General features: G+C 58.8%; 24 protein-coding genes. 17 read left to right on the top strand and 7 right to left on the bottom strand.

The window, feature by feature from the left end; translation table 11 throughout:
* The first annotated feature begins 275 nt into the window (after positions 1-275).
* From SK35_RS25825 to SK35_RS25765, 13 genes are read left to right on the top strand one after another with little or no spacing between them, the layout of a single operon-like run.
* Positions 276-2,291, top strand: coding sequence for a conjugal transfer protein TraG (locus tag SK35_RS25825; protein ID WP_004883083.1), 2,016 nt, complete (start codon positions 276-278; stop codon positions 2,289-2,291).
* Positions 2,288-2,752, top strand: a complete 465-nt coding sequence (locus SK35_RS25820) for a ribbon-helix-helix protein, CopG family (RefSeq protein WP_004883086.1) — start codon at positions 2,288-2,290, stop codon at positions 2,750-2,752. Before SK35_RS25825 ends, SK35_RS25820 begins: the two co-directional genes overlap by 4 nt.
* Complete coding sequence (trbB, locus tag SK35_RS25815) at positions 2,749-3,816, top strand: P-type conjugative transfer ATPase TrbB (RefSeq protein ID WP_004883088.1); 1,068 nt, start codon at positions 2,749-2,751, stop codon at positions 3,814-3,816. The genes SK35_RS25820 and trbB overlap by 4 nt, the downstream gene beginning before the upstream one ends.
* Positions 3,813-4,196: a TrbC/VirB2 family protein gene (locus SK35_RS25810; RefSeq protein ID WP_004883090.1), complete on the top strand. Its 384-nt coding sequence runs from the start codon at positions 3,813-3,815 to the stop codon at positions 4,194-4,196. Before trbB ends, SK35_RS25810 begins: the two co-directional genes overlap by 4 nt.
* Complete coding sequence (locus SK35_RS25805; RefSeq protein WP_004883097.1) at positions 4,193-4,465, top strand: VirB3 family type IV secretion system protein; 273 nt, start codon at positions 4,193-4,195, stop codon at positions 4,463-4,465. Before SK35_RS25810 ends, SK35_RS25805 begins: the two co-directional genes overlap by 4 nt.
* Positions 4,466-4,476: 11 nt before the next feature.
* Positions 4,477-6,927 (top strand): conjugal transfer protein TrbE, encoded by a 2,451-nt coding sequence (gene trbE, locus SK35_RS25800; RefSeq protein WP_004883099.1) that lies wholly within the window; start codon positions 4,477-4,479, stop codon positions 6,925-6,927.
* Positions 6,924-7,661, top strand: a complete 738-nt coding sequence (trbJ, locus tag SK35_RS25795) for a P-type conjugative transfer protein TrbJ (RefSeq protein ID WP_004883101.1) — start codon at positions 6,924-6,926, stop codon at positions 7,659-7,661. The genes trbE and trbJ overlap by 4 nt, the downstream gene beginning before the upstream one ends.
* A gap of 12 nt (positions 7,662-7,673) precedes the next feature.
* Positions 7,674-8,000, top strand: a complete 327-nt coding sequence (locus tag SK35_RS25790) for a hypothetical protein (RefSeq protein WP_004883103.1) — start codon at positions 7,674-7,676, stop codon at positions 7,998-8,000.
* Positions 7,997-9,361, top strand: a complete 1,365-nt coding sequence (trbL, locus tag SK35_RS25785) for a P-type conjugative transfer protein TrbL (RefSeq protein ID WP_004883106.1) — start codon at positions 7,997-7,999, stop codon at positions 9,359-9,361. Before SK35_RS25790 ends, trbL begins: the two co-directional genes overlap by 4 nt.
* A 29-nt stretch (positions 9,362-9,390) precedes the next feature.
* Positions 9,391-10,095 (top strand): conjugal transfer protein TrbF, encoded by a 705-nt coding sequence (gene trbF / locus SK35_RS25780; protein WP_004883108.1) that lies wholly within the window; start codon positions 9,391-9,393, stop codon positions 10,093-10,095.
* Positions 10,092-11,084, top strand: coding sequence for a P-type conjugative transfer protein TrbG (trbG, locus tag SK35_RS25775; RefSeq protein ID WP_004883112.1), 993 nt, complete (start codon positions 10,092-10,094; stop codon positions 11,082-11,084). Before trbF ends, trbG begins: the two co-directional genes overlap by 4 nt.
* 2 nt (positions 11,085-11,086) lie before the next feature.
* Complete coding sequence (locus SK35_RS25770; RefSeq protein WP_004883119.1) at positions 11,087-12,367, top strand: TrbI/VirB10 family protein; 1,281 nt, start codon at positions 11,087-11,089, stop codon at positions 12,365-12,367.
* Entirely contained in the window at positions 12,364-12,606 is a 243-nt protein-coding gene (locus SK35_RS25765; RefSeq protein ID WP_004883121.1) for a DUF2274 domain-containing protein, read from the top strand. Before SK35_RS25770 ends, SK35_RS25765 begins: the two co-directional genes overlap by 4 nt.
* A 292-nt stretch (positions 12,607-12,898) precedes the next feature.
* Here the strand turns inward: SK35_RS25765 and SK35_RS25760 are convergent, their stop codons facing one another.
* Together SK35_RS25760 and SK35_RS25755 are read right to left on the bottom strand one after the other, a co-directional pair.
* The gene (locus SK35_RS25760) at positions 12,899-13,294 is read right to left on the bottom strand and encodes a DNA-binding protein (protein ID WP_223203170.1); all 396 of its coding nucleotides are present in this window, start codon (positions 13,292-13,294) and stop codon (positions 12,899-12,901) included.
* Positions 13,284-13,556: a hypothetical protein gene (locus SK35_RS25755; RefSeq protein WP_022652138.1), complete on the bottom strand. Its 273-nt coding sequence runs from the start codon at positions 13,554-13,556 to the stop codon at positions 13,284-13,286. The genes SK35_RS25760 and SK35_RS25755 overlap by 11 nt, the downstream gene beginning before the upstream one ends.
* A gap of 108 nt (positions 13,557-13,664) precedes the next feature.
* Here SK35_RS25755 and SK35_RS25750 point away from each other — a divergent pair, with 108 nt between their 5' ends.
* Positions 13,665-13,823: a hypothetical protein gene (locus tag SK35_RS25750; RefSeq protein ID WP_022652137.1), complete on the top strand. Its 159-nt coding sequence runs from the start codon at positions 13,665-13,667 to the stop codon at positions 13,821-13,823.
* Positions 13,824-13,869: 46 nt separating this feature from the next.
* Here SK35_RS25750 and SK35_RS25745 read toward each other — a convergent pair whose 3' ends face one another.
* Complete coding sequence (locus tag SK35_RS25745; protein WP_015063087.1) at positions 13,870-14,196, bottom strand: hypothetical protein; 327 nt, start codon at positions 14,194-14,196, stop codon at positions 13,870-13,872.
* Positions 14,197-14,384: 188 nt separating this feature from the next.
* Between SK35_RS25745 and SK35_RS25740 the strand changes: the two genes are divergently transcribed.
* Complete coding sequence (locus tag SK35_RS25740) at positions 14,385-14,900, top strand: hypothetical protein (protein WP_015063086.1); 516 nt, start codon at positions 14,385-14,387, stop codon at positions 14,898-14,900.
* A 587-nt stretch (positions 14,901-15,487) separates the two neighbouring features.
* Here SK35_RS25740 and SK35_RS25735 read toward each other — a convergent pair.
* Positions 15,488-16,369, bottom strand: coding sequence for a RepB family plasmid replication initiator protein (locus SK35_RS25735; RefSeq protein ID WP_015063085.1), 882 nt, complete (start codon positions 16,367-16,369; stop codon positions 15,488-15,490).
* Between the two features lie 458 nt (positions 16,370-16,827).
* The gene (locus SK35_RS25730; RefSeq protein WP_015063084.1) at positions 16,828-19,248 is read right to left on the bottom strand and encodes an Ig-like domain-containing protein; all 2,421 of its coding nucleotides are present in this window, start codon (positions 19,246-19,248) and stop codon (positions 16,828-16,830) included.
* 224 nt (positions 19,249-19,472) lie between these two features.
* Here SK35_RS25730 and SK35_RS27005 point away from each other — a divergent pair, with 224 nt between their 5' ends.
* On the top strand, positions 19,473-19,940 hold the full coding sequence (locus tag SK35_RS27005; protein WP_015063083.1) for a DUF4165 domain-containing protein: 468 nt from the start codon (positions 19,473-19,475) through the stop codon (positions 19,938-19,940).
* The gene (locus SK35_RS27000; RefSeq protein WP_071787996.1) at positions 19,934-20,338 is read left to right on the top strand and encodes an Ig-like domain-containing protein; all 405 of its coding nucleotides are present in this window, start codon (positions 19,934-19,936) and stop codon (positions 20,336-20,338) included. Before SK35_RS27005 ends, SK35_RS27000 begins: the two co-directional genes overlap by 7 nt.
* Before the next feature lie 519 nt (positions 20,339-20,857).
* Here SK35_RS27000 and SK35_RS25720 read toward each other — a convergent pair.
* Positions 20,858-21,556 (bottom strand): hypothetical protein, encoded by a 699-nt coding sequence (locus SK35_RS25720; RefSeq protein ID WP_022652135.1) that lies wholly within the window; start codon positions 21,554-21,556, stop codon positions 20,858-20,860.
* An 84-nt stretch (positions 21,557-21,640) separates the two neighbouring features.
* On the bottom strand, positions 21,641-21,940 hold the full coding sequence (locus SK35_RS25715) for a hypothetical protein (RefSeq protein WP_032610385.1): 300 nt from the start codon (positions 21,938-21,940) through the stop codon (positions 21,641-21,643).

Genomic DNA, 21,940 nt, shown 5'->3' with positions numbered 1-21,940 from the left:
CAATTCAGCAATTCAGCAATTCAGCAATTCAGCAATTCAGCAATTCAGCAATTCGCTAGTCTGCCTGAATCTTCTGTTCGGCACGCTGATATTCGCCGGCGCTTACGGAGTCACTCCCTGGCTAGACACAGCGCGAATTCATTCTTTCTTATCGACCTTTCTGCCCCAAACGGTCTTTGACCGGCACTAAGCCAGCACCGATCCTGACGCCTGCGGCACATTTCTAAGCCGCGTTTCCCAAGGGAATCAGCGTAGGAGAGATTGGAGGCGGGGCTATGCAAGGTACGAATGTGCTGTTCGGTCAGATAGCCGTGGTATTCGGCATCGTGATCGCGGGTGTGTGGGGCGCCACACAATGGACGGCAGCAGCCCTTGGCTATCAGGTACGCCTTGGCTCCCCCTGGTTTGATTTCCTCGGCACACCGATCTACCTCCCGTGGAAGCTGTTTGAGTGGTGGTTCTTCTTCGATGCCTACGCGCCACGCGTTTTCGACACGGGCGGTGCCATAGCGGGTGGCAGTGGCTTGCTGGCGGTGGTGGTCGCAGTCTGCATGTCGATCTGGCGCTCTCGTCAATCACGCCTAGTCACGACCTATGGCTCGGCACGCTGGGCAAGTACGGAGGACATTCGCAAAGCCGGCCTTACGCAGCCGATCGGCGTGTTCCTCGGTCAGCACGATGGCAAGTACCTTCGGCATGAAGGCCCGGAACACATCCTCACTTTCGCGCCCACGCGCTCAGGCAAAGGCGTCGGCCTTGTGGTGCCGACGCTGCTTTCTTGGCCTGCATCCGCCGTAGTCCACGACATCAAGGGCGAGAATTGGCAGATCACCGCAGGTTGGCGCTCACGCTACTCACACTGCCTGCTGTTCAATCCGACCGATGCGAAGTCGGCGGCCTACAACCCGCTGCTAGAAGTTCGGCGCGGCGCACATGAAGTGCGTGACGTACAGAACATAGCCGACATTCTGGTCGATCCAGAAGGCGCGCTTGAGAAGCGCAACCATTGGGAGAAGACTTCGCACGCGCTGCTGGTCGGGGCCATCCTGCATGTGCTCTACGCGGGCGAGGACAAGACGCTGCGCGGCGTCGCCAATTTCCTCTCCGATCCGGCCAGCCCCTTCGAGCTGACCTTGCACCGGATGATGACCACACAGCACCTCGTGAACGTGGAAGGTGGTGGCCCGCATCCAGTCGTCGCTTCGGCGGCGCGCGAAGTGCTCAACAAGTCGGACAACGAGCGTTCCGGCGTGTTGAGCACCGCCATGTCGTTCCTGGGCCTCTACCGCGACCCCACGGTGGCCGAAGTCACCTCGCGCTGCGACTGGCGTATCGCCGACCTGATCGCGTCCGAGCATCCGGTGTCGCTTTATCTGGTAGTGCCACCTTCGGATATTTCGCGGACGAAACCGCTCATTCGCCTGATCCTCAACCAGATCGGCCGACGGCTCACCGAATCGCTCGACGGCAGCGACGGCATCGAACGCCGCCACAAGCTGCTGCTGATGCTCGATGAGTTCCCGGCGCTGGGCCGCCTGGACTTCTTCGAGACGGCGCTTGCCTTCATGGCGGGCTACGGAATCCGCAGTTTTCTTATCGCCCAATCGCTCAACCAGATCGACAAAGCCTACGGCCAGAACCATTCGATTCTGGATAACTGCCATGTCCGCGTGACGTTCGCCACCAACGATGAACGCACTGCGAAACGGATCTCCGAAACGCTTGGCACCGCTACCGAACTGCGCGCGCAGCGCAACTATGCCGGGCACAGATTGGCACCGTGGCTGGGGCACCTCATGGTGTCGCGGCAGGAGACGGCCCGCCCGCTACTGACGCCCGGTGAAGTGATGCAGCTTCCGACTGAGGAAGCTGTGGTGATGGTGTCCAGCGTGGCACCGATCAAGGCCAAGAAGCTGCGCTACTACGCCGACGCGAATTTCAAGAACCGCGTTTTACCGCCGCCTGTGCTCGCGGCCGGGCAATACGCGGACGCGCCACCGGCCCGGCCCGACGACTGGAGCGGCCTATCGATCCCAGCCGTGTCAACGGTCCGGGCTGCGGGCCTGTCCGGCGATGGCACAGGCACCGCCGATGACGGCGGCCCACGCCGACAGCCGGAGCTATCCGAAGTCAGCGAATACAGCCCCGAACCGCTGCTCGCCGGCCATGACCTGACTCTGCTCGATGACGACGACGACCTGCCGCTGCCGCTTCCCGGCCAGCTCGACCCGGCCATGCAGCGCACGGCCCGGCTGGCTTCCCTCGACCCCAACGACGGAATCGACTTATGAGCCAATACCGCCTCAATCTGTTCATTCAGCCCGAGCACGCCAAGCGTCTCGAAGAACTGGCCGCCAAGAAAGGCGTGTCCAAGTCGTCCATTGTCGCGGCGGCGCTCGCGTCGTGGCTATCGCCCGATGCTGGCGACCAGCGCGAGGCGGCCATCGCCAAGCGGCTCGATCGCCTGTCGCGGCAGGCCGAGCGCATGGAGCGCGACCAGAACATCCAGATCGAAACACTGGCGCTGTTCATCCGCTACTTCCTGACCGTCAGCACCCCGATTCCCGAAGCCCATCAGGACGCAGCTCGCGCCCAAGGCAAAGCGCGTTTCGAGCAATTCGTGGAGCGGCTCGGCCGCCACCTGCTGCGTGGCCGCAGCCTGGTGCGCGACGTTGTGGAAGAACTGCACCCAGACCCGGCGCGAATGGATGACGCGGAGGCACTGGCTGAAGCGCAGGAGCGTGCCTCATGAGCGCCATTCCGCAAACCCCGCCCGAACTCTCATCCGCCGCAACCTCTCTGGATCGCCGTATCCAGATGCTGCGCACGGCAATGGGGCCAGTCATCGCCGCTGCGCTGGCCGACCCCGACGTGGTGGAAATCATGCTCAACCCCGACCGCACCCTATGGGTGGATCGGTTGTCATCGGGCCGCATGCCGCTGGGCGTGGAGCTGTCCCAAGACGATGGCGAACGCATCATCCGGCTGGTGGCTGCGCACGTCGGCGCAGAGGTGCATCGCGGGCGGCCGCTGCTGACCGCCGAGCTGCCCGAAACCGGCGAGCGGTTCGAGGGCATCTTGCCGCCCGCAGCGCCCGGCCCAGCCTTCGCGCTGCGCAAGCGCGCCGTGAGCATCATCGGGCTGGATCGCTATGTGGCCGACGGCATCTTGACCACAGGCCAGGCCGAGTTCCTGCGCCGCGCCGTGCGTGAGCGCCAGAACATCCTGATCGCCGGGGCGACGAGCAGCGGCAAAACCACACTCGCCAATGCCTTGCTTGCGGAGATCGCCGCCACGGGCGACCGCGTGCTTGTGCTCGAAGACACCATCGAGCTGCAATGCGCAGCCCGCGACCATGTGCCGCTGCGCACCCGCGCTGGCGTCGTGTCTATGACCGAGCTGGTGCGGGCCACGATGCGCCTGCGCCCCGACCGCGTGATCGTCGGCGAGGTACGCGGCGGCGAAGCCCTGGACTTGGTTAAGGTGTGGGGCACCGGCCACCCCGGCGGCATCGCCACCATCCACGCCGGTTCCGCGCTGGGCGCGCTGCTGCGCCTCGAACAGTTGATTCTTGAAGTGGCGGTGAACCCACCGCGTGCGCTGATCGCCGAGGCGGTCAACGTCGTGATCCACATCGCCGGGCGTGGCCGCAAGCGCCGCGTCGAAAGCATCGCCCGTGTCGTCGGTTTCGACGGCACCGGCTATCGCCTGGCGGACGCGCTGGAAACACCGTTTCCCGAGCTGATGCCGGTTCCTCTCGCAGCCGATGCCGCTGCGCCTTCCTCGTCCCTTGACCTACCTGGAGAACTGCCATGACGCAGATGCACGTTCACGCTTTCCGTAATTCCGTAAATCCGGTTTCAACCATCGCACGCCTGCGGCGGCTGGCCGGCCCCGCGCACCACGGCCTGCTGCTGGCCGCAGTCATGCTGATGACGGCGGGCACGGCGAAGGCATCCGGCTCCTCGATGCCGTGGGAAGGCCCGCTGCAATCCATTCTGGAGTCGATTCAGGGGCCGGTGGCACGCATCGTCGCGGTCATCATCATCATCGCCACGGGCCTCGCGCTCGCCTTCGGCGACACGTCGGGCGGCTTTCGCAAGCTGATCCAGATCGTGTTCGGTTTGAGCATCGCGTTCGCCGCGTCCTCGTTCTTCCTGTCGTTCTTCAGCTTCTCCGGCGGGGCTGTCGTATGAGTGGCCCGGATAGCTTCGCGGCCGGCTTCGAGGTGCCGCTACATCGCTCGCTGACCGAGCCGCTCTTGATGGGCGGCGCACCGCGCACGGTGGCGATTGCCAACGGCACGCTAGCCGCTGCCGTCGGGCTGGGCCTGCAACTCTGGATTCCTGGCGTAGTGCTCTGGATCGTCGGTCACTCGCTGGCCGTGTGGGGCGCGAGGGTCGATCCGCAGTTCATGCAGGTCTTCGCCCGGCACATCAAGCACAAGCCGCTGCTGGACGTGTAGGAGACGCCGCCATGCTTAACCTTGCCGAATACCGCCAGCGGCCCGCCTTGCTGGCCGACTGGCTTCCCTGGGCTGGGCTGATCGCGCCGGGCGTGGTGCTGAACAAGGATGGCTCGTTTCAGCGCACGGCGCGCTTTCGCGGGCCTGATCTGGACAGCGCCACGCAGGGCGAATTGATCGCCACGACGGCACGGCTAAACAACGCGTTGCGCCGGCTGGGTTCGGGCTGGGCGCTGTTCGTGGAAGCCGAGCGCCAGTCGGCCGCGGACTATCCGCATTCCGACTTTCCCGAACCGCTGTCCTGGCTGGTGGACGAAGAACGCCGCGCTGCCTTTGAGGAATCGGGGAACCACTACGAAAGCAGCTATCACCTGACGCTAGCCTATCTGCCGCCGGAGGAATCCCGCGCTCGTGCAGCCAAGCTGCTCTACGAGCACGCGCCGGGCGATGGTGTGGACTGGCGCGGTCGGCTTGACGCCTTCCTGGCAGAAACGGATCGGGTTTTCGACCTGCTCGATGGCGTGATGCCAGAAATCGTCTGGTTGGACGATGCCGCGACGCTGACTTATCTTCACGCCACGGTGTCCACGCGGCGCTACCGGCTGGCCGTGCCCGAGGTGCCTTTCCACCTCGACGCACTGCTGGCCGATTCCGCCCTAGTCGGCGGCCTTGCGCCCATGCTGGGTGACCAGCATCTGCGCGTGGTGTCGGTGCGGGGCTTTCCGACCTCGACCTGGCCGGGCCTGCTGGACGACCTCAATCGCCTGGGCTTTGCCTATCGCTGGAGTACCCGGTTTCTCTGCCTCGATAAAGCCGAGGCGGAAAAGGAGCTGGGCCGCCTGCGTCGCCAGTGGTTTGCGAAACGGAAGAATGTCATTGCGCTACTGCGCGAAACCATCTTCCAGCAGGAATCGCCGCTGGTGGACACGGATGCCAGCAACAAGGCGGCCGACGCGGATGCCGCCTTGCAAGAGCTTGGCAGCGATCAAGTCGCCTTCGGCTACCTCACCGCCACGGTGACGGTGTTCGATGACGACCCTGCCGTAGCCGACGAAAAGCTGCGCATGGTGGAACGTGTCATCCAAGGACGTGGCTTCGTCACCATCCCCGAAACCTTAAATGCAGTCGATGCGTGGCTGTCGTCCATACCAGGCAATGCCTATGCCAACGTGCGCCAGCCCATCGTCTCGACGCTGAATCTGGCGCACATGATGCCGGTGTCCGCCGTGTGGGCTGGGCCGGAGAAAAACGCCCATCTCGACGGCCCGCCGCTGATCGTCACGCGCACGGATGGCGCGACGCCGTTCCGGCTGGTGACGCACATCGGCGACGTGGGGCATACGCTGGTCGCGGGGCCGACGGGCATGGGAAAATCTGTCCTGCTGGCGATGCTCGCCTTGCAGTTCCGCCGCTATGGCGGCTCGCGCATCTTCGCCTTCGACATGGGGCGATCCATGCGGGCGACGGTGCTGGGCCTGGGCGGCGAACACTACGACCTCGGCGCGGACGGCGCCATTGCCTTTCAGCCCTTGGCCCGTATCGACAGCGAAGGCTATCGCACCTGGGCCGCCGAGTGGATCGAAGGCCGCCTGCTGCATGAAGGCGTGACCGTCGGCCCCGACGAGAAAGCCGCCATTTGGTCGGCGCTCGGCAGCCTCGCTGGTGCGCCGGTGGAGCAGCGCACGATGACCGGGCTTTCGGTGCTGCTGCAATCGAACGCGCTGCGGCAGGCATTGTCGCCGTATGTGCTGGGCGGCGCGCACGGCAAGCTACTGGATGCCGACCGCGACCGGCTCGGCAGCGGCGACGTGCAGGGCTTTGAGATGGAAGAGCTAATGCACAGCCCCGCCGCCGTGCAAGCGGTGCTGCGCTACTTGTTCGCCCGCTTCGATGCACGTTTCGACGGTGCTCCCACGCTGCTGATTCTCGATGAAGCCTGGCTATTCCTTGATGAACCGTCCTTCGCGGCACGCATCCGGCAATGGTTGAAAACTCTGCGCAAGAAAAACGTGTCGGTGATCTTCGCCACGCAGTCGCTTGCCGACATCAAGGATTCGACCATCGCGCCCGCGATCATCGAAAGCTGCGCGAGCCGGATTTTCTTGCCCAACCCGCAGGCGACCGAGCCGCAGATTCGCACGGTCTACGAGGGCTTTGGCCTCAACAGTCGGCAAATCGAAATCGTCGCCACCGCGCAGCCCAAGCGCGACTACTACTACCAATCGCGCCTGGGCAATCGTCTGTTCGACCTCGACCTGGGGCCAGCCGCGCTCGCCTTCTCGGGCGCATCCACACCGCAAGACCAACGCGACATTGACCGAGTGCTGACGCAGGCCGGCGCTCCCGGCTTCGCCGGTGCGTGGCTACGCCATCGCGGCCTCGATTGGGCCGCCGACCTGCTGCCGTCCTCGCCGTCGGCGGCTTCTTTCCTCGCTACTCAACCCCTGGAGATTTCGCCATGAAGACCCGTGTACTTTCCGTTTCGCTCGCCGCCGCGCTGGCCGGCTCGCTGATGCTCGCTCAGCCAGCGGCGGCGCTCACTTTCGTTGATCCCGTCAACTTGGTGCAGAACACGCTGACTGCCATCCGCACGCTGGAGCAGATCAACAACCAGATCAACCAGCTCCAGAACGAAGCGCAGATGTTGATGAACCAGGCGCGCAACCTGGCGAATCTCGACTTCAACATCGTCAACCGGCTGCGCTCGACGCTCGCCACGACTGAACGCCTGATTGCCGAGGCGCAAGGGCTGGCCTACGACGTGCAGAGCATGGATGCCACGTTCTCGCGCCTGTACCCGGAGCAGTACGCCGCCACCATCAGCGGCGACCGCATGGCACAGGACGCACGCGAACGCTGGAAGAACACGCTCGACGGCCTGCACACCGCGATGCGGATGCAGGCGCAGGTGTCGCAGAACCTGACGCAAGACGAAAGCGCGCTGGCCGACCTCGTGAGCCAAAGCCAATCGGCCACGGGTGCGCTGCAAGCGATGCAGGCAACGAACCAGCTTCTCGCCTTGCAGGCCAAGCAGTCCATCCAGGCCCAGCAGCTCCAGATCACACAAGACAGGGCGGCCTCGCTGGAGCTGGCGCGGCAGGCAGCGGCCACCGAGCGCGCCCGCGAAGTGCGGCGGCGCTTCCTGGGCACCGGCACGCCGTACACACCGCAGTCCGTCAACTTCTACAACAACTGACGGGAGGCGGCCATGCGATGCGTTCCTGTCCTGCTGGCCGTGCTGCTGACCGCATGCGGCCAGCAGCCGGCTGAAGACCTGACCGCCACCTTGGCCGCCGATCCCGTGCGGCTCAAGGCGCTGCGCGCCCAATGCGCAGCCGACCGGCAAACCGCAGGCGAAGACACCTGTCGCGCCGCTGCCGAAGCCTTCCGGCGGCGCTTCTTCACCGGCCAGACTGGGCCGGACGAATACCGGACGCTGGCAGAACTGCCGCCGATTCCGGCGAGTTTCGACACGCCAACCGACGACGCGCCGGAAGGTGATGCGTCGCTCGCCGCTGCGGAGGACACGCCATGAACGACGTAACGATCATCGACAGATTCCTCGATACCTTCTCGCGCTACATCGACTCCGGTTTCGGTCTGCTGCAAGGCGAAGTCGCGTTCCTGACGGCCACTCTCATTGTCATCGACATGACCATTGCCGGTCTGTATTGGGCCATGAGCCATGCGACCGGCCAGGGCGAGGACGTGATCGCCAAGCTGCTGCGCAAGGTGCTTTACGTCGGTGCCTTCGCCTACATCATCGGTAACTTCAATTGGCTGTCGAGCATCGTGTTCCGCTCGTTCGCCGGGCTAGGCATCACCGCCACTGGCTCGGCCATAACGATGGAGAACTTCTTGCAGCCGGGTCGGCTTGCCAAGACCGGCATCGACGCCGCTGCGCCGATCCTCGACCAGATCGGTGACATGGCCGGCTTCCCCGAAGTGTTCGTGAACCTCGACCCCATCGTGGTGCTGTTCATCGCTTGGCTGGTGGTGATCCTCTGTTTCTTCGTGCTCGCGGTTCAGCTTTTCATCACGTTGATCGAGTTCAAGCTGACCACGCTTGCCGGCTTCGTCTTGATCCCGTTTGCGCTCTGGAACAAAACCTCGTTCCTCGCGGAAAAGGTGCTCGGCAATGTGGTTTCGTCAGGCATCAAGGTCTTGGTGCTGGCGGTAATCGTCGGCATCGGCTCGGGCCTGTTCGCGGAGTTCCAGGTTCATCCCGACGAGCCTTCCATCGACCATGCGCTTGTCGTGATGCTGGCTTCGCTTGCCTTGCTGGCGCTGGGCATCTTCGGCCCCGGCATCGCCACGGGCCTTGTGTCCGGTGCGCCGCAGCTCGGCGCGGGTGCGATGGCGGGCGCTGCCGTCGGCGCGGTAGGCACGGGTGTTGCCATCGGTGCCGCCGCGACCGGCGTGGGCGGTGCCGTCATGGCGGGCGCACGCATGGCCCCGGCCGCCGCAAAGCTGGCCGGGAGCGGCGCACGCGCCGCCACGTCGGCGGCCAGCAGCGCCAAGTCCGCATTCCAGGCCGGTTCCGCCGCTGCGGGCGGCGGGGCTAAAGGCGCGGCTGCGGGCCTCGGCAATGTCGCCAAGACCGGCGCGCAAGCGGCAGGCCGCCGAGCTGCATCGGGCGCTTCCGCTGCCGGTCAGAAGGTGGCCGACTCCTTCCGGGCAGGATGGAACGGTGCGGATGTCGGCGCTGCCGGTTCCGGCCAGGCCGCCGCAGGCGAAGGCGCAGCCAGCGCGCCGAAGCAAGAGCAACCCGCCTGGGCAAAGCGGATGCACCGCCGCCAGCAGATCACCCATGCCGCAACCACCGCAGCCCACACGCTGCGCAGTGGCGACGGCGGCGGCTCAGGGCAAGGCCCAAGCCTGCGCCCCGATGCGTGACCCGATACCTGACCACCAAGGAGAACCCTATGCGATTCAAACGCCCGCAGGTGCGCTATGCCGACACGCCGCAGCCTGCCACCCCGTACCAATCCGCCGCGCAGGTGTGGGACGAGCGCATCGGCTCGGCCCGCGTCCAGGCCAAGAACTGGCGTTTTATGGCCTTCGGCTGCCTCACGCTTGCGCTGCTGATGGCCGGTGGCCTGGTGTGGCGCTCGGCGCAGTCCATCGTCACCCCTTACGTCATCGAGGTCGATCAGTCGGGGCAGGTGCGCGCCGTCGGCGAAGCCGCCACGCCGTACCGGCCCGCCGATGCGCAGATCGCGCACCACCTGGCGCGCTTCGTGACGCTGGTGCGCTCGCTGTCTATCGATCCCATCGTGGTGCGGCAAAACTGGCTGGACGCCTACGACTACACCACCGACAAAGGCGCGGCGGTGCTCAACGACTACGCCAGCAAGAACGATCCTTTCGCCCGTGTTGGCCGCGAGTCGGTGACGGTGCAGATCACCAGCGTGGTACGCGCCAGCGATGCCTCGTTCAACGTCCGTTGGACGGAGCAACGGTTCATCAACGGTGCCCCCGCCGGGACCGAGCGATGGAACGCGGTGCTTTCCACCGTCCTGCAAACCCCGCGCACCGAACAGCGCCTGCGCAAGAACCCGCTGGGTATCTACGTCAACGGCCTGTCGTGGAGCCGCGAACTGGATTCTTCTGAAGGAGCCAAGCCATGAACCTGTCTTTCCGCTTATACGCTTTCGCGCTGACCGTGGTGGCCCTGTCGGGCTGCGCTTCGCAGGGCAAGCCGCCTCCGTCCATTTCGCTCGATGAGCCGGTGCAGGCACAGCCGCTGCCGGAGCCGCCTGCTCCAGTGGAAGTCGTCGCCATGCCCGAGCCGCTGGCGCTGCCAGCGCAGTTGAAGCCGCTGCACGAGTTGGACGCGGCCCCGGCTAAGCCGGAGCCGGCCGATGAGAAGGTGCGCGTTTCCCGTGCCAATGCCGAGGCGCGCATCGCGCCCACGCGCGAGGGCTACGTCAATGCGATTCAGGTGTGGCCCTTCACCGATGGTGCGCTCTACCAAGTCTATGCCGCGCCGGGACGCGTGACCGTGGTTTCCTTGCAGCCGGGCGAGGAACTAGTGACGGTCGCAGCCGGCGATACCGTGCGCTGGATCGTCGGTGACACGTCCAGCGGCAGCGGCGACGCGATGCGTATCAATGTGCTGGTCAAGCCCATCCGCTCAGGCCTCAAGACGAATTTGGTCATCACCACCAGTCGCAGAACATACCTGCTGGAACTGACCTCGACGGAAAAGGCATGGATGGCGTCGGTGTCCTGGGACTACCCAAAAGACCGGATGTTGGCCTTGCAGCGCCAGTCGCAGGCGGCTAGCGCCGCCGCACCGGTCGATACCGGACTGTCGCTGGAGAAGATCCGCTTCCGATATTCCGTCTCAGGCAGCAATCCGCCGTGGAAGCCGCTGCGCGCCTTCGACGATGGCGAGAAGGTCTATATCCAGTTCCCGCCGGGAATCGCCCAAGGCGAGCTGCCACCGCTGTTCGTCATCGGCGCGCAGGGCGACGGACAACTGGTGAATTACCGTTTTCGCTCGCCTTACTACATCGTGGATCGGCTGTTCGGCGCGGCCGAACTGCGCCTGGGCGGCGACAAGGGTGACGTGGTGCGTATCGAACGCACGGATGGCTTGGCGCGGAGGAACTGACCATGAGCCAGGACGACACTCCCGACCTCGCCACGCCGCATGCGGGCAAGGTGGCACCCGAGGCAGTTGCGCTGCGCGCCCAACCGCGCCCGGTCACGCGCCTGAACCGGCGCACGCTGGCCATCCTCGTCGGCGGTCTCTCGGTCGCTGTGCTCGGCGCGCTGATGTGGTCGCTGCAACCGCAGCGGCGCGGTGCAGGCGAGCAGACCGAGCTTTACAACGTCGATCGCGTCTCGAAGTCCGAAGGGTTGGACGCGCTGCCGGCGGACTACTCGAAGCTGCCGCCCCCCTTGGCGGCATCCGTGCCGGAGTTGGGGCCGCCGCTGCCAGGCGATCTTGGCCCGGCCATTGTGAAGTCGCAGCAGCCGGTGACGGCCGCCTACGCGGCCCCCGGCAACGACCCCAACGACGCGTTGCGCAAGGAAGCCGAAGCAGCAGCGGCATCGGCGGTGTTCTTCCGCTCTGGTTCGCAGAAGGCCGCGCCGGTGGCGCAGACACAGGTAGCCGCTGCGCCGGGCTTCACCGCCAATGCGGCCTTCGACCCGCTGGCGGCCGGGCCTGCGTCGACGGCGGCCCAGCCCGCCGACCCGACCGCCGTGCAGAACCGGCAAGACCAGAAAGAGGCATTCCAGAAAGCCGGAACCACGGAAGCCCGTGATTCCGGCAACCTGACGCTGCCGGCGTCGCCGTATCAGGTCATGGCCGGAACGGTGGTCGCCGGGGCGCTGGTGACGGGCATCAAGTCGGACTTGCCGGGCGATGTGATCGCCACAGTGACGGAGCCGGTCTATGACACGGCTACCGGCAAGTTCCTGCTGATCCCGCAGGGGTCACGCATCCTGGGCAAATACAACAGCCAGGTCAGCTACGGGCAGAGCCGCGTGCAAGTGGTGTGGAACCGGATCATCCTGCCCGACACGTCTTCGCTCAAGCTCGACAACTTGGCCGGCACCGATCCGGCCGGCTACGCCGGCTTGGAAGATGATGTGGATTGGCATTGGGATCGCGTCTTTGCCGGTGCGGCACTGACGACGCTACTGGGCATCGGTGCCGAACTGGCTGCGCCGGAGAACCGGCAGGACGGTGATCGCGTCATCATCGCCGGCCGCGATAGCGCCCAGGACAGCATCAATCAGGTCGGTCAGGAGATGACCCGGCGCAACCTCAACATCCAGCCCACCTTGACGGAGCGCCCCGGCTTGCCGGTTCGCATCATCGTCAACCGCGATCTGGTGCTGCGGCCGTACCAGCCACTTTTCTTCAACAGGGGGACTTCGCGATGACGACGCGCAAGCTACGGCTCGGGCCGCTGCCGAAAACGGAATCCACGAAGCTGACTTTTGCTTGCCCGGCCAGCCTGAAAGCCGACCTCGACCGCTACGCTACGCTGCACGCGCAGACCTACGGCGAGGCGGTCGATGCCACGGTGCTAATTCCGCACATGCTAGAAGCCTTCATGGTCGGAGATCGGGGATTCAGGAAGGGAGGCGCGGGCAAGGCCGCGCCGCCGAAGCCAAGCTGATGATGCCGGTTTCCGCTGGCGGCCATCCCTCAAACGCGCAGCCCAAGGCTGCGCGTTCTTCATTCTGGAGGACGGCGACCGATTGGGCTATGAAGACCAAACGCGGCTACCGCCTGCAGGCAACCGCCCCCGATGCAGCACGCTCGGGCTTTCTACCGCGAAGCTCCTATGTGGCTCCCAGCCCACAACGCCACAGCCCCGCAAGGCGGCCCGAAGTAGAGCCAAACCCGCACCCCATATAGACTTCCGGCCATCAGGCTGATTTCAACAATCGCTTGACTGCGGACATTTTTTATTGCTGCGCTGCGCTCCAGGCGTCCAGTTCTTCCTTCGTTTCGAACGACACAACTACTACAGCATCATGATCAGGGCGTTGCGGCTGTCGCACCATCTGAAAAGGCGGCTCAAAGGTCATATAGTAAATAGGCTGTTCCCGGCGTGCCACCCACTCAGCTTGTTTCCGTTCTGCCAGTTCACAGGCCTCATCATACGTGTCAGCCTGAGCCAGCCATGTCGGCCTATCCCACGCCCCGCCGTTCAGACAGTACACGTGAAATTTCTCGTTATGGGTGACGCAGTAAGGATGATCCCACCAGGCATCGAGCTGGGCCTTGCTGCGCTTCTCGTTAGGCGTAATGTCGAAATTCTTCGGAAGTGTAGGGTTGTTCGGGATCTGGTTAGGCATCATGCGCCTCCTGTTCATACACGCCACGGGGAAGCGCCCGCATGTCATCAGTAATGACAAAAAGCGATTCTGAAATCGTGTTGCCTGTTGGGCGCCCGTCCCCGCAAATTACCACGGCATCATTGCCTGGGTAGCGAGCCGACTCAATGACGGCGAATTCTATGCCATCTGCACGGCGAAACCAGTACAGGCTTTCACCTTCCGGTGATGTTTCAATAGTCTTGCGGAAAAACGTTCCTTCCAGTGTTTCGGGGATGTAAGGCATAAACACTCCTTGTGTACGAAAAAGACCACAAGTTGTTACCCCTGCGGCCTGATCGGGCGAATGCTGCCATTAAGACGGTTAATCGCCCTTGTAAGGTGAGGCAACAAAATGGATTCTAACGCTGTAGCTAACATTCCAGTAGGAATAATTATCCCCGCGAACGCGGATCTAAAACTGATCATCTTTGACTTTCCCAGCATCCGTCCGCTGGGCCAGCAGCAGCAAACACGGGTTCAGCAAGGCGATACACTGTACCGGGTACTGTAAACCCCTGTCCTGCCTATGTCGGTCAGCAGGACTGGAGGCGTGAAGTTCACGTGCTGTGGCCATATACAGACTGGTCTTCCCATGACTCACTGTCATGTTCAAGGGGGCCGGTGATCCATTGTGCGGTGCGTGAAGCTCGGGAGCGAAAAGCCCATGTTTCGTCAGGGCCGATAGTGACGTTTTCCTCCGTCAATGAGGCGTTTTCTGGCATTACAGGTAACTTGCGGGTATCACGATCACCGCTTCCCAGCCAGTGTTCTACTTGCGCCTGGGTCTGAAACAAAAAAGCATGCATATGGCAGGCTGTACCGTCATTGATACCGTACATCCGAAGTCCATCATCAAACTCAGCTATAAAAATATTGTGTGACATACATTAACCTCATGGAATTCGCTTTTTCAGGGGCGAATCCTGGTGCCTTAATTAAAGGGTAAAAAGGTAAACGCTCACCAATGGTACAATATAAAAAACCAATAACGTCATCCACGAACCTTTTTTGAGGCCGTAGATGATTTTAAACGTAGTATCTCTAAACTCGTACAAAATGGAGCATCAAAATAATGAAAATAAACATGGGTAGTCTGAAAAGCGCTGCACCGCTCTTTGTTCTTATTGGCTTGATGATCGCGTTTTCGGCCTATGTGAAATCATGGGCATTGTTATACACGTTGCTGGCGTCATCAGTCATGCTCACAGTCATGATATCGTTGCCATTTCTTGTCTCGCCTTTACAGCATTCAAAATTCATAGTCCTGCGAATTTTACGTTTACTGGTTATTACGCTCTGGGCGGTTGGCCTTGTCGGCGTACTCTTTTCAGTTGTGGAACGCCTTGTATGGGTTAATGCTGACAGCTATCCGTCATGGCTGGCGAAGGAACTGGATTCCCCGACCATCACGGATGGTGAAACTTTTATTAAAGCTACAGAGTCTTTTGAGAAGACCTGCGGTAAAAATAAAGGTTCTCTCAGCGTTGTCGCAAGGCATAACGGCATGTTTATGCGCTGCGATGATAGCGTCTCTTTCGACACCTGGTGGAAGGGGGTTTACCAACTTAAAACACCTGAGACTCGATGATGCATTTCTTTAGTGCAGCAACAGAATGGCCGTATTGTGGTTAAGACATTTTCGACGATATCAGCTACTCCACTGTGGCGGGAAAAGATTCCCCTCTCAGCCACCGGGTACGCAATCTTAGTGGCTCCACTATACCGGGTACAGTTTCCACTTCAGCCTCATCGTGCTATCAGGGCCGTTCACCCTTCACGAACCACTTTATCGGGTATATCTTCCTTCCCGTGACATCACGCCATCCGGGGCGGAGGCAGTAACGGGCTCCACTATACCGGGTAAAACTTGCCAACCAGTGCCGCCACATTTCCGGTGCCTGGTTCGCAAGGGGCCTTATCCACTATACCGGGTATGGATCACATTTTCGTGGCTCCACTGTACCGGGTATAGTTCACATTTTGGTTGAAAAACACACAGAATCGTCAGGGTAAGGCTGAAGAGAAAGGGCTGCATCGGAGTTTTAGGGCTGACATTACCCGGTGTAGTGGAGATCCACTGTACCGGGTAAAAACAGAGCGGAAAGGAGAAGAATATCCACTATTCCGGGTAATGCAGCCACCCACGCGGCAGGCAGCTGCATTATCCGGCATCTATCATGGCTTCATGTTTCTTTTCAGAATATTCAGTACATAATCGCCGTTTTCTTTGTCTATGGAGTATTCCAGAAAACCGATCTCTTTAAGCTGGCCCAGCGCCTTTTTAACTGTGGCATTCTGGTTGCCAAGATGTGAGGACAGTTGCAGGCGTTCACGCAGCCGGTCAAATCCGATACGGTAAAAGGTGCTCGGTAACTCAGCCAGATACAGATACAGGGCCTGTGCGGACTCCTTACGGGCCAGTTTCTGCAACGTCTTCAGGTAGAGTCGGGTTTTACCGTCGACGCGATACAGCGTATTGAGCTTCGAATTTGGCTTGATGACGATTTTCCCGGTGGAACTGTCGTAGTACGTGGATTCCACGAGGTGCATGTTTATCGTTATCTGATCGTCTGTACCGGGTATTTTCTTAATGAACGAGATACTGGTTCGGGCAATACGCGTCAATGAAGCATCAAAACGCTCTTTCAATTGCCTATCAATGCGCTTAGTGTCAAAACCGCAGAACTTAGCAAACTCCGGGAAATTCAGCTCCAGCTGACCTTCCGAGTCGAGCGGACGGTTAGACAATGCATAAACGATCCCACACCATGATTTGAAGTCAGAGTCCATGTCGAGGCGCGGGCCATAAATTTGGATCTGGCTGTAGCCTTCACCCTCGACAATGGATAGTCTCGAAAGGGGTTCGGTGGCATCGATGCGGTGACTCTTCCGGCCACCCTTATCCGTGGATTTCAGTGTTGGCACAAACACACCCAGACGGAGTAAAACTTTCGGCTGAATGGTCTGTCTTAGCGTGGGAAGCAGTTGGATAACTTCCCCGGAATCTTTTAGGGACTCTTCAATGACAAGAGATAACTTGTTGTTATTACTAGACATATAGAAAGATCCGTTTTGTGCATAAGATCTACATCCTACCCGGTATAGTGTATCGAATCCACCCGGTATAGTGGATTATGCACCCTGTATAGTGGATGGATTACCCGACATAGTGTATTTCGCCCCCTGTACAGTGGATGGCGATCCGCTGAGAGCCCCGATATTACTGGCCTGCGAGGATCGTTATTCCTTTTTGATCTGCTATTGATCCTATATTGATCTTTATTATTATTCTATCCTGTTGATAACTATGCACAGAGACGTCATGAAGCATTACGATCGAAATGTGAGTAAATTCCGATCCGTTCTAAGAACCGCACTAGCACACTTCTTCCCTTGTAGAAAAAGTTACTTTTTTGACGCAAGCGGCTACAGAGTTATGAGGAGAGAGAGCGGAGAAAATGCAGGAAATGGCGTCACGAAAAAAAGCCGCCAGAGTGACTGACGGCTTTTTATGGTTACTTCAGCTCATCAATTTGGATCATAAACTCAGCGGCTCCGGTCTTGCCGTTCTCTGATGGATAAACCGGCATGAGAAGATTATCACCCATACCCATGTCGATATTAACATTTACAGACTCCCCAGGAGCTGCCTCCGCTCCATTAAACACTATCCCGAAGTTGGCATCCTTACGTACTGAGAGGGTCGCGTTCTGTAAGCCTTTGGCTATTTCACCGTTAGTCTTGCGGAGCATGTTTGTAGACAGATAGGCAAGTGGCACGTTATCAGAGGTTTTGAGCGCCGACTTTACTGCAAGGGTTCGAAGGTTATGCAGCTGTACCAAGTTATTCGGGAGATAACTGAACTTCTGTGTGTAAGTTTTTGTGTTGGACTGGCTGTCCGACACTGTCACACTGAGAGCATAGTTTTCAGAGGGCTCGAAATTCGGGAATATGCGCGGATATTCCGGCGAGTATATGTCTTTACCAGCAGGTGACCAACTGAGTTCAACATTGTCTGATGTCGGTCCGCCAGTTAGCTGGAGACGAGTAATGCGAGGTGTGGTCAGGTTATCGCTCAGTGCAATGCGCAGATTTTCCAGACCATAGACGACGGTGTCATCCTTTACCGGCTTCCCTTCGAAGGTAATAGCAACCGTTGGGGGTGTGGCATCGAGAGCTATCACGCCATAGGTTTTGTTTGTCTGGTTACCGAAACGATCCTGAATATTCACTTCAACGTTGTATTGCCCTTCAGACTGCCGGGAAAGGTCATACTCAATCGTGTAGTTACCCGCGTTTCTGGACTTTTCGACTCCCACAGGCGTCATGCGCTGTTTGGAGTTCTTATCGGTAAGATAGAATCCGAGGAGTCTGAATCCGTCGAACCAATCATTATCTCTGTTGAGATGAGCTTCAACAGTCAGTATCTTAGATGTCGGGCTGTAGGTGATCTCACCAATTTCTGGGACGATTTGATTGTTCCAGCGTGTCATAACCCACTGCTCGGAACGAAGAATAGGGTTCGCGACACTGCGTACATAATAAAGTGTACGGTTATAACCCTGAGTCCCTACCGCCATATCAAAATTCTCAGGAGCTTCGCAACTTGTCTGGCCAACCGGAATGCGGCAGGTTAGGCGTCCCCCAACTTCCTGCTCAAACGGTCTGGCTTCTACATTAAATCTTGCCCGGACGATTTTAATCGGCAATCTGGAAGACAGAACTGTCTCGAAGTCCTTCGACTTATACCAGGTGCCATTGCTATCCTGAAAATCCTCCCAGGTGCCAGTAAAAGCAGGCGTCTTGTTTGCGTTCGGGTTGAGCGTCATCGTGTAGGTCGGGAAGTATCCTGCCCACTGTCCAAAGTTGGCCATACGAGCCATATCCCCATTGAAGGCACCAAATGGCAGCGTCATTTCGACATAGCTGTAGGTGGCATCAGAAGCGATTTCTTTTGCAGCCGAATAAAGGTTAATAAATTCCAGTCCACCCTCTGCATATGCCCGGTAGTTAGATCTCGGGATTTTATACACCAGCCTGATAGGGTTTTCGTTAACCACCATACCGGCTTTATAGGCCGGGTAGTTTTTCACGCCGGGAACGACGCTGGTTGCATCATTTGGATCATGAACAGCGAAAAGGGATATCTCACCAATTGTATTATCAAACCGAAATTTTTGGGTCGGTAACGTGCGGATATTCCCGGCGGTGTCGTAAATTTTGGCTTTTGCCTGAAATTCTTCGTCAAGGTTGCTATCAGGGATGCCCGGTTGCTTCACACTTGCGAAGGTGTAGGGCAGGTACATCGTCTTGTCACCGACGTTGTATTTCATTGGCGTTGAGCTGAAAAGGGTTCCATTAGCGCGATAGATTTCAAATATGCCTTTATCTATTCCAACCGCATCAGCGATGCCCGTTGATAAAAAGCTGTATTGCGCCACAGCTTCAAGACCTAATTTAAATACCGCTCCAGTTCCAGTGCCCAGTGATGTGGTTGCTGTAAGGGCATTTGCAGCCGGAGGTGTGGTGTCTATTGTCCAGTTGTAGTTATACGTAGCTACCACTGACTGATTCAGATCCAAAATGTTGACCTGGACGATCAGTTTTCCTTCCCCGAGAGCGGGTAAAGTTACTTTCTTCCCGTAAAATTCACTGCCGTCGGCTGCTTTTAGCCGATCAGCCACACCGGTACGGGTAGTGGTGGTATTGTACAACTGCGCCCCGGTTTCCCGGGTCACTTTAACGTTTACAAAGCGATCCAATCCAGAAATAAGCGTCAGCGTTACGGTAGAAGCCGGATTGAGTAGCATCCGGGTTGAAGGCGCGTGTACTTCAATGCCATTGGTATCTGTAAAGCTGGATTCATAAATCTGAGCTGTTACCGGAACTGAGACGCCGAGCAAAACCATAGCCAAAGTTATAGTCTGATATTTCATTCAGTATTCCCCTATTGTTTTGTCGTTATTTTAAACGATTCACCTCCGGCACTTTTTCGTTAAGCAGAGTATTTCTGGGCCGTTAATCAGCGGATATTGTCACTTTCGCTGGCCTGGCAAAAGGCGCACAAACGGGCGTTGTTTTACTGAATAATTACACCTCTTATCACCCGGGTGATGAAAACGTTTCGGGTAAAATTTCCTGGCCAACCAGGAGAACATAAATGAAATTTTACAGAGGTCCGTTGATCGCCGCCGTCTATGCGGCACTGCTGTTCCCACTTTGCGGCCAGGCTCAGCTGTACAACTATTCGTACACCGACACACGTGGTACGAAAGTGAATGCTGAACCCTCCAGAGCGTATCTCAACCCAGGTAGCGCAATTACGCTGAACTTGATATCTGGTCTCGACCGCTACGAGCGCGTTACCGTGACACGATCATCAGATAATGTGCAGATGTTCCAGAGTGTCACCGGCCTGGTGACAGTGGCCGACAGGATCACTGCCGCTGATGGTAGTGAGTACTACGGCAAATCCATGGCACTGCCGGTACTGGGCGAGGGGACTTTTGCCCTTAAATCCGAAACCCTCGACAATAAGTCGAATGTCGTGGCCACAACCAGCTACTCCTTCAGCATTGATACCCGCGTATCTTCCCCGCAACAGATGATGCAGATTCCTACGTGCTGACTGCCATAGCAATGGATGAAGCCGGAAACAGCACCACAAAGAGCAGCCGGTTCCGCTACGTACCGAACAACCTGATTGAATTTAATACCATCAAGACGCTGGCTGTGGGCATGGGGCTGAAGACATCAGATAACCAGCCACTGGCGTATCTGCGGACCAACAGCATCCGGAAGAAAGATGGTTCGCTGATCACAGGAGTGCAGACCGGCACGCTGACGGTCCGTAAAGATGCGGCCTTTGCGGTCAGTATGAATGGGGCGACTGTCATTCCCGGAGATTCGAAAGACATCACAATAGACTTCGGTCAAGGGGATGGCATCCTGATCCCGATCTTCCCGGCCACCAGCGGCAAAGTTGGCGAATCCCGCTTCATGATCGAGCTGCCGCAAATCCAATAAACACCACAGAACCGGCCCCGTCATACGGGGCCTTTTCATGGTGTCTTAACGTAGCCAGAAAGAAACGGAACAGGCTGATTTAGTCGAATGTCAGAGATTGCTGAGAAAACGTTTATCACGCATTTCGCTCCACTGGAGAGAATTTGCTATCGCGCTCCCCGGGTGCAGGGTCTCACGCCCGATCGCCATCAAATTCAAATGCAGCTCCAATTTTTGCGTCTTGGCGTCACCTGGTTACCACCCGCACTCGCCATGGCAGAACTGGAACACCTTCTTAAGGGGTATGACGCCGACCACTGTCGGCTACTGGAAAACGTCCTGGATACAGCCCACCGGCATTACCTGGAGTCCTGTGGACCGCTAAAGAGAGAAGGGGGCCGCGTCGGGAACCGCATATCAGGCACCCGCCACGACGAAGCACATTTGTGTGTACGGTTTATGTCAACACGCTATGAATTGGCCACTGAGCTTTGTGCCGCTTATGTGTGCAGCAGGTATGCTTATGGGTGATCGTACCGGTTACTTCTTGTCTTCCAACGAGGCCAAGCGGCTAATTTCTTTCATACCGAGACGAGCGGCCACGCCCATGGCGGAGGCTTCGAGTTCGGCCTTGCCGTGTGAGACGATTTTGTCCATGGATTCCTGCATCAACTGGGTGCTGAAGGCCAGATTAACCGGCAGGTTGGCGATTGCGCCGGACAGAGACTGATATACTTCTTCAAGCTCGCGCTTTCCTGCCTTGCCTTTTGCCACCAGCAAAGCCAGTGCTTTCAGCTTTTCATTCACTTTCGCCATCTCGCGCTCAGAGGCTTCCCGGATCTGACGCTCATAACGTTCGCGTGTCGACTCAATATAGCCAATCTCCGGCTGGCGCTCATAGTCGCCGCGAATCAAACTGTTAATGGTACACGGCACGCCGTCACTCATTCCGAACGATGTGATCATTGAGGCCCACTGAGCCGGAGACAGACTGACTTTCAGAAGTGGGGAACGGCGTCTGCCTTCCGCCAGCCGATGACGGATCACTCCATCGCGCTCAACCTGCTCTGATTCACTGAAGGTCAGCGTAATCACCTCTTTATGAATGAGGTCGGAGGCATACAAGCGCTGCCCCGTCGTTGTCGTGCGGCTTACCGATACCTGCCCGTATGCCGTGTGACGGGTGATCACCTCTTCCATCTCGTTTTCTGTTACCGTCGGTATTACTGTGTTTTCCATTGTCATGCCCTGAATCGAATTAATGTTGACAGCGTCTGGCGTAATACCGATGTGAGACCGGACTGCCTGGGAACTTTACCCGTATCACTCGCTAAATTGGACGCCCGCTGACCGGAGTAACTCTCTGACATCGTCTGCCAGGAAATACGTTTCTGTTGTGTTGCCCGGGCCATCAAAGAAACAGGTCTCGGGCAACTGAATTGCCTGCGACTGCTGCTGTATCTGTTCCCGGGACTCGTTACTTTCGACGATAGCATCGGCAATGACTTCTGTTGCCCAATCGCGATCAAAGCCAGGCATCGTATGGAGTGATGCCACCATGTCGCTGGGTAAGGCATCGATATAGTCCAGAGCCGCCTGAGCTACCGAAATCAGTTCTTTCAT

This window comes from Citrobacter sp. MGH105 (assembly GCF_001037485.2).
GTDB lineage: Bacteria > Pseudomonadota > Gammaproteobacteria > Enterobacterales > Enterobacteriaceae > Citrobacter > Citrobacter portucalensis.
Note: the sequence above shows the minus strand (reverse complement) of the source record. Positions and strands in the feature narration are given on the sequence as shown.

What these genes read in the sequence shown, in the direction of transcription:
- SK35_RS25825 (WP_004883083.1), top strand. Translation starts at nt 276, where the DNA reads ATGCAAGGTACGAATGTGCTGTTCGGTCAGATAGCCGTGGTATTCGGC.
- SK35_RS25820 (WP_004883086.1), top strand. Translation starts at nt 2,288, where the DNA reads ATGAGCCAATACCGCCTCAATCTGTTCATTCAGCCCGAGCACGCCAAG.
- trbB (WP_004883088.1), top strand. Translation starts at nt 2,749, where the DNA reads ATGAGCGCCATTCCGCAAACCCCGCCCGAACTCTCATCCGCCGCAACC.
- SK35_RS25810 (WP_004883090.1), top strand. Translation starts at nt 3,813, where the DNA reads ATGACGCAGATGCACGTTCACGCTTTCCGTAATTCCGTAAATCCGGTT.
- SK35_RS25805 (WP_004883097.1), top strand. Translation starts at nt 4,193, where the DNA reads ATGAGTGGCCCGGATAGCTTCGCGGCCGGCTTCGAGGTGCCGCTACAT.
- trbE (WP_004883099.1), top strand. Translation starts at nt 4,477, where the DNA reads ATGCTTAACCTTGCCGAATACCGCCAGCGGCCCGCCTTGCTGGCCGAC.
- trbJ (WP_004883101.1), top strand. Translation starts at nt 6,924, where the DNA reads ATGAAGACCCGTGTACTTTCCGTTTCGCTCGCCGCCGCGCTGGCCGGC.
- SK35_RS25790 (WP_004883103.1), top strand. Translation starts at nt 7,674, where the DNA reads ATGCGATGCGTTCCTGTCCTGCTGGCCGTGCTGCTGACCGCATGCGGC.
- trbL (WP_004883106.1), top strand. Translation starts at nt 7,997, where the DNA reads ATGAACGACGTAACGATCATCGACAGATTCCTCGATACCTTCTCGCGC.
- trbF (WP_004883108.1), top strand. Translation starts at nt 9,391, where the DNA reads ATGCGATTCAAACGCCCGCAGGTGCGCTATGCCGACACGCCGCAGCCT.
- trbG (WP_004883112.1), top strand. Translation starts at nt 10,092, where the DNA reads ATGAACCTGTCTTTCCGCTTATACGCTTTCGCGCTGACCGTGGTGGCC.
- SK35_RS25770 (WP_004883119.1), top strand. Translation starts at nt 11,087, where the DNA reads ATGAGCCAGGACGACACTCCCGACCTCGCCACGCCGCATGCGGGCAAG.
- SK35_RS25765 (WP_004883121.1), top strand. Translation starts at nt 12,364, where the DNA reads ATGACGACGCGCAAGCTACGGCTCGGGCCGCTGCCGAAAACGGAATCC.
- SK35_RS25760 (WP_223203170.1), bottom strand. Translation starts at nt 13,294, where the DNA reads ATGATGCCTAACCAGATCCCGAACAACCCTACACTTCCGAAGAATTTC.
- SK35_RS25755 (WP_022652138.1), bottom strand. Translation starts at nt 13,556, where the DNA reads ATGCCTTACATCCCCGAAACACTGGAAGGAACGTTTTTCCGCAAGACT.
- SK35_RS25750 (WP_022652137.1), top strand. Translation starts at nt 13,665, where the DNA reads ATGGATTCTAACGCTGTAGCTAACATTCCAGTAGGAATAATTATCCCC.
- SK35_RS25745 (WP_015063087.1), bottom strand. Translation starts at nt 14,196, where the DNA reads ATGTCACACAATATTTTTATAGCTGAGTTTGATGATGGACTTCGGATG.
- SK35_RS25740 (WP_015063086.1), top strand. Translation starts at nt 14,385, where the DNA reads ATGAAAATAAACATGGGTAGTCTGAAAAGCGCTGCACCGCTCTTTGTT.
- SK35_RS25735 (WP_015063085.1), bottom strand. Translation starts at nt 16,369, where the DNA reads ATGTCTAGTAATAACAACAAGTTATCTCTTGTCATTGAAGAGTCCCTA.
- SK35_RS25730 (WP_015063084.1), bottom strand. Translation starts at nt 19,248, where the DNA reads ATGAAATATCAGACTATAACTTTGGCTATGGTTTTGCTCGGCGTCTCA.
- SK35_RS27005 (WP_015063083.1), top strand. Translation starts at nt 19,473, where the DNA reads ATGAAATTTTACAGAGGTCCGTTGATCGCCGCCGTCTATGCGGCACTG.
- SK35_RS25720 (WP_022652135.1), bottom strand. Translation starts at nt 21,556, where the DNA reads ATGGAAAACACAGTAATACCGACGGTAACAGAAAACGAGATGGAAGAG.
- SK35_RS25715 (WP_032610385.1), bottom strand. Translation starts at nt 21,940, where the DNA reads ATGAAAGAACTGATTTCGGTAGCTCAGGCGGCTCTGGACTATATCGAT.